Source organism: Tabrizicola caldifontis, assembly GCF_004762095.1.
Taxonomy (GTDB): Bacteria; Pseudomonadota; Alphaproteobacteria; order Rhodobacterales; family Rhodobacteraceae; genus Tabrizicola; species Tabrizicola caldifontis.
In genome coordinates this window covers 1-14,322 of record NZ_SIJH01000027.1, presented here as the reverse complement: position 1 = coordinate 14,322, position 14,322 = coordinate 1, and the positions used below count along the sequence as shown (strand labels likewise).

Below are 14,322 nucleotides of genomic sequence, written 5' to 3'. Positions count from 1 at the left end.
CGCAATGGGCGATCAGCTTCGCGCAACCGAAACGCTGCGCAGATCGCCCATTGCTCCGTCGGCGAAACAGCGCCAAGTTCAACAAAGGACTCTGGTGTCAGCCGGATGAGCATCGGGGGTCACAGCATCTCCGGCCCTGCGACCATGCCGACGCCAACCTAGGCCGGGCCCGCCATGCCCCGGAGGATCAGACGGATGCACCAGCCTGTTCAGCTGGTGCACGAGACCGGGTGATGTGCCTGCGCCATCGGCGCTTGCCTTTTCTGCCTCTGCCACAGCGCAAAGCCGGGGGGGGGAACACCGCCCCGCAGTCCGTGCAGGGCGGTGCAGCTTCAGCGCGGCAGGATCACGAACTGCTCTCTGCCGTCACGCCAGACCAGCAGTGCCACCGCGTTGCCTCGCGATGCATCCAGCGCGGCGGCCAGATCCTCGGGCGTGGCAACCGGACGCCGGTTCACTGCCAGCACCACGTCGCCCGGGCGGATGCCGGCACGCTCTGCCGGGCTTTGCGGGGCGACCGACACGACCGACAATCCTTCGACCAGGCCATAGCCGGGCATGTCCGGGTCAAGTGGGCGCAACAGCAGACCGGAAAGTTCGACTTCGCCACCCGCGCCGGATTGAAGGGTCGCGCCCCCTGCCCCCAGCTCATCAAGTCTGGCGGCGATCCGCAGACGCTCCTGGCCGCGCAGCACGTCCAGGGTAACCTCATCGCCCGGCCGCTTCATGCCCACCCGACCGCGCAGATCGGCCGAACCGCGCAGGGTGTGGCCGTCGATCGACAGGATCACGTCTCCTGCGCGCAATCCAGCCTTGTCGGCGGCGCTGCCCGGCTCGACGCTGCCGACCACAACCCCTGCTTCGGCATCCAGCGCCATCGCCTCGGCCAGATCAGGGGTCAGATCCTGGATCGCCACCCCCAGCTTGCCGCGGCTGACGGCACCGTGTTCGACCAGCTGTTCCATCACGGCCAGTGCCATGTTGACCGGGACGGCAAAGCCGATGCCGACATTTCCGCCACCATTCGGTGCGATGATCGCAGTGTTGATACCCACAAGCCTGCCGTCCAGCGTGATCAGCGCGCCACCGGAGTTGCCGGGATTGATCGAGGCATCGGTCTGAATGAAATCCTCGTATCCCTGCGGGTTGATCCCCGACCGCCCCAGCGCCGAAACAATGCCAAGGGTCACGGTCTGGCCCAGGTTGAAGGGATTTCCGATCGCCACGACATAGTCGCCCACCAGAAGCTGATCGGAATCCCCCGGTTCGATTGCGGTCAAACCCTCGGACGGAACCTTCAGCACGGCGATGTCGGTTGCCGGATCGGTGCCCACAAGTTCTGCCGTCAGGCTGCGCCCGTCGCGCAGTCCGACGCGAATTTCGGTCGCATCGGCGATGACGTGGTTGTTGGTCAGCACGTAACCCTTTTCCGCGTCCACGATGACGCCAGATCCGGCGCTCATCTGGCGTTCGACGGGTCCTTCGGGCGGAACCGGCGGCAGGAAGGGCGCAAAGAACGGGTCACGGAACAACGGGGTCGTCGCGGCCGGTCGTTCCGAAAGGACCGATATGTTTACGACGGCTTCAGCCACCCTGCCAATCACCGGCGCAAGCGTGGGAATGCCGCGAGCATCGGCGTCGAAGTTGCCCGACGGCAGCGCCGGCACCTCGGCGACTGCCGCGCTTACCCCAAGTGACAGGGCGACCAGCGCGGCCCGACCGCGCGCGAGGAATGTTCGGGATGACATGCCAAACTCCTGATGATGCAGAACGAAAAGGGAAAGTCACGTCTTGGAAGAACGGGGGGCGGGCGCCATGGCGGCGTCCGCACCCAGCGCCGGATCACCCGGCCTTGACCTCGATATGCTTGACGCGGGCCTGTGCCTCGGGTGTCTGCGGCAGACGCACGGTCAGCACGCCGTTCTTGAAGGTTGCTTCTGCCTTCGACCCGTCGGTTCCGGGCGGCAGCGGGATCGTCCGCCAGATCGCGCCGTAGCTGCGTTCGGAGAGGTAATAGCCCTTCTTCTCCTCCTGCCGCTCGATCTTCTTCTCGCCCTTCACGGTCAGCAGGTCGTCGGTCACAGTGACCTCGACATCCTCCATGCTCATGCCGGGCAGCTCGATCGAAATTTCGATCGCATTGTCGGTCTGCACAACGTCCGACTTCGCCTCGGAATGGCCCCAGGGCCAGTCCAGGTCACCGAAGGACTTGCCGAAGCGGTTCCAGAACCCTTCGAAGACCTGGTTCATTTCGCGTTGCAGGACGGCGATGGGGTTGTCCTGCGTTTCGGGGCGGGCGGGTTCGTCCTTGCGCGCCCAGGGAATCAGATCCTTGATCTTCATCACAATCCTCCTTTCCTTGGCTCAGGCGGCCTTGACCTTGATCGTCTTCGGCTGGGTGGCCTCGCTGCGCGGCAGGCGCAGGGTCAGCACGCCGTTCTTCATTTCAGCTTCGATGCGCTCGGCATCGAAATCCTCGGACAGAGTGAAGGCACGTTCGTAATCGCCCGGCTCATACTCGGCATGGGCCAGGCGCAGCTTGTCGGGGCCGGCATCGTGCGAACGGGCGCGGATGGTCAGCACCCGCTTTTCCAACGCGACATCCACGTCATCGGCCGCCACGCCGGGCAGTTCGAGCATCAGCGTCACGCCTTCCCTGGTCTCGACAATATCGGTCAGCGGCCGCCAGACCGGGCGGTTGCGGGTGGTTTCGGCCGCAGCTTCGGCCGGGGTCTGTTCGGGGGCCTTCGCAACTTCGGTGGTCATTGTCTTGTCCTCCTCTTTCAGGCGGCCTTGATCTCGATGCGGCGGGGCTTGTCCTCTTCCGGGCGGCCCACGGCAATGCGCAGCACACCATCGGCAAAGCGGGCCTCGACCTTCTCGGGATCGACGCGGAAGGGCAACCGGATCGCACGGGTGAAGCGGCCGAAGGCCCGCTCGCGTCGATGCCAGGTTGCGCCTTCGGGCAGTTCGGGCGCCTTGCGTTCGCCTGATAGCGTCAGGATATTGTCCTTCACCTGGATGTCGATGTCGGCGGGTTCGACGCCGGGAAGTTCGGCGGTGATGGCCGCTGCTTCGTCATTCTGCCAGACGTTCAGCGCCGGGAAGGGGCGCGGCGCACCAAAGGCGCTGTCCAGATCCTCGGACAGCCGCCGCATCAGAGCAAAGGGATCAGCAGGGTAAAGTGCAGTCCTGTAGAGCATGTTCACCTCCTTGTGGACGGCCCGAAGGCGGCCACGAAGGACGGGAGGGAGGCGTTCGACTGCCCCCCGCTCTGGAGTCGGACGTCACCTTGCGGGGTCCAGATCGGCACCCCCGGTGGCCTGCCGCTTGGGCCAGACCCGTCACCTTGCGTGAACCCCTCGCGGGCGTTCGACCTTAATGAAGGAAGGCCCCGCGGTGATTTCAAGAGGCTGGCGGACCGAATATTCATATTCGTTTTCATATGGTTGCGAAAACGGCGGTGGCCTGCGCCACCGCCGTCGATCCTTCAGGCACCGGCTTCCGGTTTCCCGCCAGAAGGCGGGTTTTCCGCCGCTTCGGCCGCTGGTCTTGCGGTCGTCACCGGCTCGATCCGCACCTGCTCGGCCGTCTTGTCCCAGCTGATCCGCACCTGATCGCCCTGCGCCACCTCGCCGCCCAGCATGGCGCGGGCAAGGCGCGTCTCGACCAGACTGCGGATCTGACGCTTCAACTCGCGCGCGCCATATTCCGGGCGGAAGCCTTCGGCCGCGAGCATATCGATCAGGCTGTCGTCGAAGATGATCTTCACCCCCTGCGACTGAGCCGTGCGCGTGACCCTGCCAAGCTGCAACAGCACGATCTGCCGGATCTCGTCCTTTGTCAGGCTGTGGAAGACGATGATGTCGTCCAGCCGGTTCAGGAACTCGGGCCGGAAGTGGCCGCGCAGCACTTCCATCAGCTCGGCCTTCAATTTCTCGGGCTGCTCGGCCGCCGTGCCGCGCAAGAGAAGCCGCTTCTGGATCCGGTCGGCGCCGAGGTTCGACGTGGCGATGATGATGGTGTTGGTGAAGTCCACCACGCGGCCCTTGCCATCGGTGAGGCGCCCGTCGTCGAAGACTTGAAGCAGGACGTTGTAGACATCGGGATGCGCCTTCTCGATCTCGTCCAGAAGGATGACCGAATAGGGCTTGCGGCGCACCTTCTCGGTCAGCTGCCCGCCCTCGTCATAGCCCACATAGCCCGGCGGGGCGCCGATCAGGCGGGCGACGGTGTGCTTTTCCATGTATTCCGACATGTCGATGCGGATCATCGCATCCTCGTCGCCATAGACGACCTCGGCCAGCGCCTTGGCGAGTTCGGTCTTGCCGACGCCGGTCGGACCGAGGAAGAGGAAGGTGGCGACGGGTTTCGAGCCCTCGCGCAGCCCCGCGCGCGCCAGCCGAACCGCGTCGGATACGGCCCGGATCGCCTCCTCCTGGCCGATGACCCGTTCGTGGAGACGCTCTTCCATCTTCAGAAGCTTGGCGCGTTCCTCCTCGGTCAGCTCGTCGACCGGGATGCCGGTCAGCTTCGAGACGATCTGCGCGACATGGGTCGCCAGCACCTCGGCCGTCCCGGTGGCACGCGCCTTTTCCCAGGCCTCGGTCAGCTCCTTCAGCGTCGCTTCCTTCGCCTCGATCTGCTTGCCGATCTCGGCGGCCTTGTCATAGTTCTTGCGCGCTGCGGCATAGTCCTGCTCGCGCCGCAGCTGATGCAGTTCGGCCTCGATCTCCTGCACTTCGACCGGGCGGGCCGTGGCCGACAGCTTCACCCGCGCCGCGGCCTGGTCGATCAGGTCGATCGCCTTGTCGGGCAGGAAGCGGCCCTGGATGTAGCGATCGGACAGTTCCGCCGCCGCCACGATGGCCTCGTCGGTGATCGTGACCTTGTGGTGCGCCTCGAAGGTGTCGCGCAGGCCGCGCAGGATCATGATCGCCTGGGCCACGGTCGGTTCGGGCACCATCACCGGCTGGAAACGGCGTTCAAGGGCCGCGTCCTTCTCTATGTGCTTCTGGTATTCGTTCAGCGTGGTCGCGCCGATCAGGTTCAGTTCGCCCCGCGCCAGCATCGGCTTGAACACGTTGGCGATGTCGAGGCCCCCCTCGCCTCCGCCCTGGCCGGCGCCGACGATGGTGTGCAGCTCGTCGATGAACAGGATCATCTCGCCCTGATGATCCGTCACTTCCTTGAGGATCTTCTGCACCCGCTCCTCGAACTCGCCGCGGTATTTCGACCCCGCGACCATCGAGTTTATGTTCAGCTCAACCAGACGCTTGCCGCGGATCGCCTCGGGTACCGAGCCCTCGACGATGCGCTGCGCCAGCCCCTCGACGATGGCCGTCTTGCCCACGCCGGGTTCGCCGATCAGCACGGGGTTGTTCTTCTTGCGCCGGGCGAGGATCTCGATCGTGGTCTCGATCTCGGCCGCGCGGCCGATCACCGGATCAAGCTTGCCATCGCGCGCCATCTTCGTCAGGTCGCGCGAATACTTGTCCAGCTCCGGGGTGTTGGTCGGCGCTTCGGCCTTGCCGTCCTCGGCACCCGACTTGCCCACCACGCGTGCGACCTGCTGGCGCAGCGCCTGTGGCGTCAGGCCCAGTTTCTTCAGCATGTTGGCGGCCAGGCCCTCGCCTTCTTCGGCCAGGCCGATCAGCAGGTGTTCGGGGCCGACATAGGAATGGCCGAGGTCGGTCGAGGCCCCGAAGGCACGGCTGAGCGCATCCTTCACCCGCGGGCTGACGCCGATCTCGCCCTCGTGCGGTTTTTCGCCGCGCTTCGCCTCGGCCTCGATCTGGGACTTCAGCTGATCGACCGAGATCTTGAACTGGTCAAGCACGGTACGCACCACTTCGGATCCGGTCAGCGCCAGCAGCAGGTGTTCGGTATCCACCTCGGACCGGCCCATGTCGGCGGCATGGCGCGCGGCCTCCTGCAACAGTTTTTCGGCCTGCTCGCTGATCTTGCTGGCAAAGCCCCCCCCCTGACGGCGGGCGCTGCGGGCACGCGGGGCCTCGTCGCCGAAGGTGGCATCCACCACCTCGTCATCGTCCCCATCGCCGGCCGCAGCCCCCAGGGGCGGCAGATCGAAGCCCGCATCCTCCATCAGGCTGCGGAAGGGCTGGTCGCCGAAGAATTCCTCGAACAAGCCGCCGCGCCGGCCGAACAGCGATTCCAGAGGCGAGGCCGTGCGTCCCTGCCGGCGCAACACCTCCCTGTAATGCTCGTCGCACAGTTCCATGTTCTGCGTGCGCCCGTTGACCGAGGCGCGGACCCTGACCGTTGCCGGCTTTCCGCAGATGTCGCATTTGCCTTGCATGCTTTACCCTCCGTCAGGTGTTCAATCATTCGTGTCTGTGTAGAATCGACCGGTCGGCCGCACCTTGATCTGCCGCAAGGTCACGCGCCGGGGCGCGCCCTGCATCCTGCCAGCGTATCATCCAGTAGATGCCGCCCAGTGCCAGCGTGGCAAAGGCAAGGGCGGCAATGGTGGCTGCCCCGGTCTTGTCCAGGTCGAGGATGATGAACTTGCGCAGAAGCGCGAGGAGCGCCACCAGCACCACGGTGCGGACATGGAACACCGTGTCGTGGCTTTCGACCGAAACGACGATCGACCGCTTGAACTCCAGCGCGATGATCACGGTGAAGATCGCGCCGAACACGGACTGGAACACCTGGTGGTCGGCCGGGTCGAGCGACCCTTCCAGGACCAGCCCGACCATCACCCGCAGGAACAGGTTCCACATCGCCGCCAGGATGACGACGATCAGCAGCAGCGACAACGACAGCGTGACAGCCTGTTCAAACCGCTGGTACAGCGTCAGCACCGCCCAGCGGTCGGCAAAGGCGTTCCAGTCCGACCGGATCGACATCGCCCTACTCCGCCGCCAGCGGTGCCGGCCGCAGGGCCGGGAAATCGTCGGGCGTGATCGTCTCGCGCTCCAGCAGCAGCCTTGTGCCCGCCTCCAGGTCGGAGCGGCGGGAGGTCAGCACCTGTTTTGCCCGCTGATAGGCGCGGTCGATCAGGTCGCGCACGGCAAGGTCCACCTCGCGCGCTGTCGCCTCGGAATAGTCGCGCGCAGTCAGACCGGGCGCACCGTCCTCGCCCAGGAAACTCGCCCGCTGCGCCTCCAGAACCGCCTGGCCCAGCTGGGGATGCATCCCGAAGCGGGTGACGATCTGCCGGGCGATGTCGGTCACCCGGGCAAGGTCGTCCGCAGCGCCGGTCGAGATCTCGCCCAGCACCAGATCCTCGGCCGCACGGCCCGCCAGCAGCACCACCATGCGGTTTTCCAGATCCTGCCGGGTGATCAGGAACCGGTCCTCGGTCGGCCGGGTCATCGTGTAGCCCAGAGCGCCGATCGAGCGGGGGATGATCGAGACCTTGTGCACGGGATCGGCGCCGGGCAGCGAAGCGGCCGCCAGCGCATGGCCCATCTCGTGCCAGGCCACGGCCTCGCGTTCCTTCGGGTTCAGAAGCCGCCCCTTGCGCTCCAGCCCCGCCACGATCCGTTCGATGGCGGCGGTCACGTCCTGCATGGTCACGGCCTCGGCCCCCCGCCGGGTGGCCTGGATCGCCGCCTCGTTGACCAGGTTCGCCAGTTCCGCACCGGAAAAGCCCGGTGTCAGCGCGGCGATCTGGTCCACGTCCAGACCCTCGTGCTTCACCTTCTTCAGATGCACCTTCAGGATCGCCGCGCGCCCCCCCTTGTCGGGCCGGTCCACCACCACCTGCCGGTCGAACCGGCCGGCGCGCAGAAGCGCGGGGTCCAGGATCTCGGGCCGGTTGGTCGCAGCCAGCAGCACGATCCCCTCGCGCGGGTCAAAGCCGTCAAGCTCGGTCAGAAGCTGGTTCAGCGTCTGCTCCTTCTCGTCATGCCCGCCGCCGAAGGCGCCCACGCCACGCTTCTTGCCCAGCGCATCGAGCTCGTCGATGAAGATGATGCAGGGGGCAGCCTTGCGCGCCTGCTCGAACAGGTCGCGCACCCGCGCCGCGCCCACGCCCACGAACATCTCGACGAATTCCGAGCCCGAGATCGAGAAGAAGGGCACCCCCGCCTCGCCGGCGATCGCGCGGGCGACCAGGGTCTTGCCGGTGCCGGGCGGGCCCACCAATAGGATGCCCTTGGGGATGCGCGCGCCCAGCCGGCCGTATTTCTGCGGCTCCTTCAGGAAGCTGACGATTTCCTGCAGTTCAGCCTTCGCCTCGTCGATGCCGGCCACGTCGTCGAAGGTGACGCCCGTGTCTTTCTCGACATAGACCTTGGCCTTCGACTTGCCGACCGTCATCATTCCGCCGAAGCCCTGCTTTTCGGCAAAGCGGCGGAAGAAGAACGACCAGAGCGCAAACAGAACCACCACCGGAACCACCCAGGACAAGAGCATGTTCAGGAAGGTGTTGGTCACCGTGCCGTCGTAGGCCGCGTCCGACTGTTCCAGCCGCCGGGTCAGGTCGTCGGGCACGATGTTGGTGACGAAGAATTCCGCGCCGTCCTGGGGCTCCTTGTATCTGCCGAGAATCCGCTCTGTCTCGACCTGGACCTCGGCGATGCGATTTTCCTCGAGAAGCTGCAGAAAGCGCGAATAGGGAATGCGCTCTGTCACGCTTGCCCCCTGCCACCACGACTGGAACAGCATCAGAAACAGGAAGGCCGCGATCCAATACCAGATGTTGATCTGCTGCTGCTTGTTCATCCTGAAAATCTCCGGTTCCGGCCACATTCCCTGCGGCCCTCGCCTGAACTTATCAGCGAAACTTCGGGTTGCATCAGGCAAATGCAACCTTGATCGCTGGATGCGCGCCGCATTCCCTCACGAGTGAGCTGCTTTGCCCCGCTGCGTCGCCTGCTGGTTGCCGAGGGCCCTGCTGCACAAAACGCTTGACGGGACTCATCGTGCGGATCCAGCGTGACAGCCGGATGCCGCGCACAGACCACCACCGGCCCGCAGATTGCAAGGATTGGCCCGATACGCCAGATCGCGCGTCGCGGCCAGGCCATCCGGGTCCAGGCAGCGAACGGCCAAACGGTCGGCACGCGCAGCAGCGCAGGAATGGGCGCCGCCGATGACGGAATTGGCACCCGGTGCCGGCGAAGTCGTGTGATCGATGCCGCAGCGGACCATCCGGCCCGGGCCGCGGCAAAGGTATTTCGCCGGCCGGCATGCGCAACCGGACGATCAGGAGGAGCGGATGATGAACGGATATGGAATGGGGCCGGGAATGGGTTTCGGCTGGATTGTGGGCCTGCTGGTGCTGGTGTTGCTGGTTCTGGCCATTGCGGCGCTGATCAAATACCTTCGGAAATAGAAAATACGGGGTGGCAATGGCCTATACGATCGACCGCATGATCCCCGGGTCCAGCCTTGACGATGTCGATGCGCGGACGCGAAAGGCGCTGGCGGATCACGGCTTCGGCGTCCTGACCGAAATCGACGTCGCGGCGACGATGAAGAAGAAGCTCGACGTCGAGATGCCGGCCTACCGCATCCTCGGCGCCTGCAATCCGAAGATGGCGCATCAGGCCATCGGGCTGGAGCCCCGCGTCGGCGCGATGCTGCCCTGCAACGTCATCCTGCGCGAGGTGCAGGGCGGGGTCGAGGTCAGCGCGGTAGATCCGGTGGCCTCGATGCAGGCCATCGGAAACGATCGACTGAAAGCCGTGGCTGGGCAGGTGCGTGACCTGCTGGCCAAGGCAGTCGCGGCCATCTGATGCTTCGCCCGGGCAAGACTGCGCAAACGGACAGGAGTACCGGATGTCCAGCCACAACCTTTGCCGCCGCAAGGTGCTTAAGGGCGCAACGGCGCTGCTGGCCATGTCACCGCTCGCGGCCGCTGCGGAAGGCGCCGCCCATACGATCCATGTGGTCAAGGATCCGGACTGCGGCTGCTGCAACAGCTGGATCGGGCATCTGCGCGACAACGGTTTCACCGTCAGCTTCGAAGAGCGCAGCCCCGTCGCGCTGTCGGCCTTCAAGCGCGAGCGCGGCATCCCGGATGAACTTGCCTCCTGCCACACCGCCATCATCGGCGATTACACGATCGAGGGCCATGTTCCGGCCGCCGATATCCGCCGGCTGCTGGCCGAGCGCCCCGATGCGCTCGGGCTGGCGGTCCCCGGCATGCCCTATGGCTCTCCGGGAATGGGTCCGGAAAGCGCGCGCGAGGCCTATGACGTTCTGCTGATCCGCAGGAACGGAACCGCAGAGGTCTTTGCGCATTATCCTGCGGCGGGATGACGACGGCCTGGGACAGGCGGCGCGGCCTGGCTATCGCCTGACGTGAAGGGAGGGAACGCCCCGACTGCGGGCTTGCCGCAAGGACCGTATCTGCCGCCAATAGTGCCTGATCGGCAGCGTCATGACAGCTGGGGCAACAGTCCGGCAGTGCCGGAACCTGAAGACCTCGACGGCCTCTGCCAACTCGTGCGACCCTTCCGGGGACATATCATGCTTTCGATTCTTTCCAACCGAACCTACCGGCACCTCTTTGCAGCCCAGGTCATCGCACTGGTGGGCACCGGACTTGCCACTGTCGCGCTGGGGCTTCTGGCCTGGCGGATCGCGGGCGACAACGCGGGCGCGGTTCTGGGCACCGCACTGGCGATCAAGATGGTGGCCTATGTGGCCCTCTCGCCGCTCGCCGCGGCGCTGGCGGTGCGGGTACCGCGGCGGACCTGGCTGGTGGGACTGGACCTGATCCGTGCCACCGTGGCGCTGGCCTTGCCCTTCGTGACCGAGGTCTGGCAGGTCTATGCGCTGATCTTCCTTTTGCAGGCGGCCTCGGCGGGCTTCACCCCGGCCTTTCAGGCGACCATTCCCGACATCCTGCCCGACGAGGCGGACTATACCCGCGCGCTGTCGCTGTCGCGGCTGGCCTATGACCTCGAAAGCCTCGTATCGCCCATGCTGGCGGCGGCGCTGCTCACGGTTGTCAGCTTCCCGGCGCTGTTCGGCGGCACGGTGATCGGCTTCCTCGCCTCGGCCGCGCTGGTCATGACGGTGCGGCTGCCCGCGCCGCAAGCCCCGGCTGCGGGCGGGGTCTGGGCCCGCACCACGGCGGGCCTGCGCCGCTATCTCGCCACGCCGCGGCTGCGGGGCCTTCTGGCACTGAACCTTGCGGTGGCGGCGGCGGGGGCAATGGTGATTGTCAACACCGTGGTGATCGTGAAGGCCGGCCTCGGCCTGGGCGAGCCGCAGGTGGCGCTTTCGCTCGCGGCCTTCGGGACAGGGTCGATGGCGGCGGCGCTGATCCTGCCGCAGCTTCTGGACCGAATGCCCGACCGCCCGGCGATGCTGGGTGGGGGGGCGCTGCTTACGCTTGCGATGCTGGCCGGACCGCTGGTAGGGGCGCTGCCCGCGCTGATGACGCTGTGGCTGGTCACGGGCTTCGGCTATGCGCTGGTGCAGACACCCACCGGGCGGCTTCTGCGCCGTTCGGCCCCGGCCGAGGAGCGGCCGACGCTGTTTGCCGCACAGTTCGCGCTGTCGCACGCCTGCTGGCTGATCGCCTATCCGCTGGCGGGCCGGGCCGGGGCGGCGATCGGGCTGCCTGCGACCTTCCTTGTCATGGCGGTACTTGCCGCAGCGGGAACCCTGCTGGCATGGCGCCTATGGCCCGCAGCCGAGGAAACCGCGCTGACCCACAGCCACGCGGACCTGCCCCACGACCATCCGCACCTGCGCGAACACGGATTCGCGCCGCACTGCCACCCTGCGGTACGCGACGCGCTGCACCCGTTCTGGCCACCTCAGGGCTCGTGCCCGACCGTCTGACCACGGCTTCCGGCCGGACCTGTCCGCAGGCAACCCGTGGCTGGGCTTCCTTGCCCAGCTGGAACAGCACAGCGCCCGAGGGAAACATCGACAGCGCCACGAACCGGAACGCGGTCGATGTCCCCTGCGTAAGGCTTGCAGGGAAGCAAGGCTCCAGCGCGCCTACGGCATGGCCAAGGTCGCGCCGGAAACGGTTTATGCCGGCGGCCATGCTGCGCCAGGCTCGCGGCGTGATGTCGGCCACCGCGGCAGAGAGCTTGGGATAGGGCAGCGCCATGCCGAAGCCCGCCCCCCGCCGCGCACCTGTGCCCGGGACCACCATCGCCGCGCCGACGCCGCAGATCCACATGGCCGGCATGTTGCGCCGGAACCGCCCAACCCGGTCCGACAGCCGATCGGCGGCGATGCTGATTACTGCCTTCACCGCGCCCAAAACAACGACGAACTCACCAAGCAGCAGGACGGATCAACACGCCGCCCATGGCGATGGCGAAGCCTGCGTGAATGTGCCCTGCCACAGCATGGCCATAAGGCTGCCAAGGCGCGGCTCGCCCCGCGCGAGGACAAAACGGATTGGCGGCATCACTGCAGCGACCACCGCGCCACGATGCGCGATGGGCATCCGCCCTGCGCACGCATGGGCTGCCTCACGAGATGAAGCAGCGGCTCCGCGGGTCTAACCTTCGACAGCCCAGGCCGTCGCAGCGGGATTTCCGGAAGACAGTCTGCCAACCGGAAGGGCTTTGGTGCCGCCTGCATCATCGCGCGTCAGGAAAAGGGCGTCGAGACACGACTTCTCTGCCAGCATTGCGCCCGCCTCGGCCCCCCTGACCATCAGCGCCGTCGCCCAGGCATCAGCCTCGGCGCAGGTGGGTGCGATCACCGTCACCGATGCGGGCGGGGACAGCAGCGGCGCGCCCCGTGCAGGGTCGATCGTATGCGACAGTTGCCGACCGTTGACCGTGACCCAGTGACGATAGTCGCCCGAGGTCGCCACTGCGGCATCCTGAAGCGTCAGTATGGAATGGGGCGCGCGGCGGTTGCGATCGGGTCGTTCGACCGCAATGGTCCAGGGATGCACGTCAGGGCGCAGTCCCATTGCGCGCATTTCCCCATCGATCCCGACCAAAGCATCGCGGATGCCATGGGCGAACAACGTCTCGGCCAGCCGGTCCACTCCGTATCCTTTAGCGATCCCGTTCAGGTCCAGGGTAACGGGGGCGGTCTTGCGCACACGGCCCGCATCCAGTTCCAGCACCTCGTGGGCCAGGTGGCGGGTGGCCTGCATGGCCGTGCGGATCGCCAGCGGATCGGCGGCCGACACCCCGAACCCCCAGGCGCACACGGCATCGCCTTGCCCGATGTCGAAGGCCCCCTCAGATGCTCGGCCAATGGCCAGCCCCAGTGCCAGCACCTTGGCCAGATCCTGCGGCAGTTTCTGCCAGGCGCCCACAGGGGCGGCATTCAGGCGCATCAGGTCACTGTCCGGCTTCCAGGTGGACATCTGGTCATCAACCGCATCGACCGCTGCCTGCAGCGCGACACGCACCGGGGCGGGGTCGAAACCATCGGGCGCGAAGAACAGTGCCGACCAGCGGGTGCCCATGGTGGGGCCATTCAGGGCGTGACGGATCAGGTCAGTAGACATCTTCGACATAGCGCCCCTCAGCCTTCAGAACCGCAGGCGCAAGCCCCGAGGACGCAAGTATGTCCTCAAGCGCGCGGGCAACGCCTTGCGCCATGTCACGTCCACCGCAGACCATGATCCTTGCACCCTGGCGGATTGCATCAGCCACCAGCGCAGCCTCGGCCCGCAGTGCATCCTGAACGTAGTGCGGCCTTGCTCCGCGTGAAACCGCGGTGAACAGGCGCGCAAGCCGCCCCTCGGTCTGCCAGATGGCCAGTTCCTCGCCATACAGAAAGTCGCTGTCCCGGTTGCGTATCCCGAAGAACAGATACATCGGACGGCGGCGAGCGTTGGCACGGATGAACCCGGCCAGCGGGCCGACGCCAGTGCCCGCGCCAATCAGGATCAGCGGTACCCGATCCTGCCCGGCGTGGAACCGCGGATTGCGGCGAAGGAAGGCGCGGACGCGCGCGCCCGGCTTCAGCGCCACAAGCTGCCCGGAAGTCAGACCACCCGGGTGCTTGCGAACAACGATCTCGATGAATCCGTCGCTTGCCCCCGACGCCAGAGAATATAGACGCGGCACAGGCGAGCCTTCGGGCAGGACGCCAAGCAGGTCTCCGGCCTCGAACCGCGCCATGCCACGACCGGTCAGACGCTGCCAAAGCGTGACACGCGGCAGGGCAAACCGCAGGATCGCCATCGGCACCTGCACCTCTGCCCCGTAATCGCGCCGCGAAATCAGATCGAGTGTAAAGCCATAGGGTATGGCAGGTTGGTGGGCCAGCTCCAGGCTTAGGGTCAGGACTCGTTCTCCATTCATAGCCAGAACATGACGGTTGCGGCGAGTGCGACGGCTGAGAGGAAGACCTTTGGGCAGCGGTCATAGCGGGTGGCAACCCTGCGCCAGTCTTTCAGCCGAC

12 protein-coding genes and 1 pseudogene are annotated in these 14,322 nt (G+C 66.2%); 3 read left to right on the top strand and 10 right to left on the bottom strand.

Annotation, left to right across the window (positions count from 1 at the left end; genetic code table 11):
• Positions 1–332: 332 nt before the first annotated feature.
• The 7 genes from EYB42_RS16425 to ftsH all read right to left on the bottom strand — a co-directional run bounded on the left by EYB42_RS16425 (position 333) and on the right by ftsH (position 8,694).
• A complete protein-coding gene (locus tag EYB42_RS16425) occupies positions 333–1,748 on the bottom strand; it encodes a Do family serine endopeptidase (protein ID WP_135451164.1) in 1,416 nt (471 codons plus the stop codon).
• Positions 1,749–1,842: 94 nt separating this feature from the next.
• Entirely contained in the window at positions 1,843–2,343 is a 501-nt protein-coding gene (locus tag EYB42_RS16420) for an Hsp20/alpha crystallin family protein (protein WP_135451163.1), read from the bottom strand.
• A gap of 21 nt (positions 2,344–2,364) precedes the next feature.
• Positions 2,365–2,766 (bottom strand): Hsp20/alpha crystallin family protein, encoded by a 402-nt coding sequence (locus EYB42_RS16415; RefSeq protein WP_135451162.1) that lies wholly within the window; start codon positions 2,764–2,766, stop codon positions 2,365–2,367.
• A gap of 17 nt (positions 2,767–2,783) precedes the next feature.
• Entirely contained in the window at positions 2,784–3,203 is a 420-nt protein-coding gene (locus EYB42_RS16410) for an Hsp20/alpha crystallin family protein (RefSeq protein WP_135451161.1), read from the bottom strand.
• 287 nt (positions 3,204–3,490) lie between these two features.
• On the bottom strand, positions 3,491–6,319 hold the full coding sequence (locus tag EYB42_RS16405; RefSeq protein WP_135451160.1) for an ATP-dependent Clp protease ATP-binding subunit: 2,829 nt from the start codon (positions 6,317–6,319) through the stop codon (positions 3,491–3,493).
• Between the two features lie 25 nt (positions 6,320–6,344).
• Positions 6,345–6,872, bottom strand: coding sequence for a phosphate-starvation-inducible PsiE family protein (locus tag EYB42_RS16400; RefSeq protein WP_135451159.1), 528 nt, complete (start codon positions 6,870–6,872; stop codon positions 6,345–6,347).
• Between the two features lie 4 nt (positions 6,873–6,876).
• Positions 6,877–8,694 carry an ATP-dependent zinc metalloprotease FtsH gene (gene ftsH, locus EYB42_RS16395; protein ID WP_135451158.1) on the bottom strand — a complete coding sequence of 606 codons (1,818 nt, stop codon included), beginning with the start codon at positions 8,692–8,694 and terminating at the stop codon, positions 6,877–6,879.
• 629 nt (positions 8,695–9,323) lie between these two features.
• Between ftsH and EYB42_RS16390 the strand changes: the two genes are divergently transcribed.
• The 3 genes from EYB42_RS16390 to EYB42_RS16380 all read left to right on the top strand — a co-directional run bounded on the left by EYB42_RS16390 (position 9,324) and on the right by EYB42_RS16380 (position 11,772).
• Positions 9,324–9,710 carry a DUF302 domain-containing protein gene (locus tag EYB42_RS16390; protein ID WP_135451157.1) on the top strand — a complete coding sequence of 129 codons (387 nt, stop codon included), beginning with the start codon at positions 9,324–9,326 and terminating at the stop codon, positions 9,708–9,710.
• Between the two features lie 43 nt (positions 9,711–9,753).
• Positions 9,754–10,236: a DUF411 domain-containing protein gene (locus EYB42_RS16385; RefSeq protein WP_135451156.1), complete on the top strand. Its 483-nt coding sequence runs from the start codon at positions 9,754–9,756 to the stop codon at positions 10,234–10,236.
• 210 nt (positions 10,237–10,446) lie between these two features.
• Positions 10,447–11,772, top strand: coding sequence for an MFS transporter (locus tag EYB42_RS16380; RefSeq protein ID WP_135451155.1), 1,326 nt, complete (start codon positions 10,447–10,449; stop codon positions 11,770–11,772).
• Positions 11,773–12,448: 676 nt separating this feature from the next.
• On the opposite strand, the gene EYB42_RS16375 is transcribed toward EYB42_RS16380, so the two are convergent.
• From EYB42_RS16375 to EYB42_RS16365, 3 genes and pseudogenes are all read right to left on the bottom strand, one after another.
• The gene (locus EYB42_RS16375) at positions 12,449–13,429 is read right to left on the bottom strand and encodes an FAD:protein FMN transferase (protein ID WP_135451154.1); all 981 of its coding nucleotides are present in this window, start codon (positions 13,427–13,429) and stop codon (positions 12,449–12,451) included.
• The gene (locus EYB42_RS16370; RefSeq protein WP_135451153.1) at positions 13,410–14,222 is read right to left on the bottom strand and encodes a ferredoxin reductase domain-containing protein; all 813 of its coding nucleotides are present in this window, start codon (positions 14,220–14,222) and stop codon (positions 13,410–13,412) included. Before EYB42_RS16370 ends, EYB42_RS16375 begins: the two co-directional genes overlap by 20 nt.
• Positions 14,219–14,322: pseudogene (locus EYB42_RS16365) on the bottom strand (IS5/IS1182 family transposase); the annotation flags it as partial. The pseudogene EYB42_RS16365 and the gene EYB42_RS16370, both read right to left, overlap by 4 nt.

Coding starts and splice junctions, on each gene's coding strand:
- EYB42_RS16425 (WP_135451164.1), bottom strand. CDS start 1,748: ATGTCATCCCGAACATTCCTCGCGCGCGGTCGGGCCGCGCTGGTCGCC.
- EYB42_RS16420 (WP_135451163.1), bottom strand. CDS start 2,343: ATGAAGATCAAGGATCTGATTCCCTGGGCGCGCAAGGACGAACCCGCC.
- EYB42_RS16415 (WP_135451162.1), bottom strand. CDS start 2,766: ATGACCACCGAAGTTGCGAAGGCCCCCGAACAGACCCCGGCCGAAGCT.
- EYB42_RS16410 (WP_135451161.1), bottom strand. CDS start 3,203: ATGCTCTACAGGACTGCACTTTACCCTGCTGATCCCTTTGCTCTGATG.
- EYB42_RS16405 (WP_135451160.1), bottom strand. CDS start 6,319: ATGCAAGGCAAATGCGACATCTGCGGAAAGCCGGCAACGGTCAGGGTC.
- EYB42_RS16400 (WP_135451159.1), bottom strand. CDS start 6,872: ATGTCGATCCGGTCGGACTGGAACGCCTTTGCCGACCGCTGGGCGGTG.
- ftsH (WP_135451158.1), bottom strand. CDS start 8,694: ATGAACAAGCAGCAGCAGATCAACATCTGGTATTGGATCGCGGCCTTC.
- EYB42_RS16390 (WP_135451157.1), top strand. CDS start 9,324: ATGGCCTATACGATCGACCGCATGATCCCCGGGTCCAGCCTTGACGAT.
- EYB42_RS16385 (WP_135451156.1), top strand. CDS start 9,754: ATGTCCAGCCACAACCTTTGCCGCCGCAAGGTGCTTAAGGGCGCAACG.
- EYB42_RS16380 (WP_135451155.1), top strand. CDS start 10,447: ATGCTTTCGATTCTTTCCAACCGAACCTACCGGCACCTCTTTGCAGCC.
- EYB42_RS16375 (WP_135451154.1), bottom strand. CDS start 13,429: ATGTCGAAGATGTCTACTGACCTGATCCGTCACGCCCTGAATGGCCCC.
- EYB42_RS16370 (WP_135451153.1), bottom strand. CDS start 14,222: ATGAATGGAGAACGAGTCCTGACCCTAAGCCTGGAGCTGGCCCACCAA.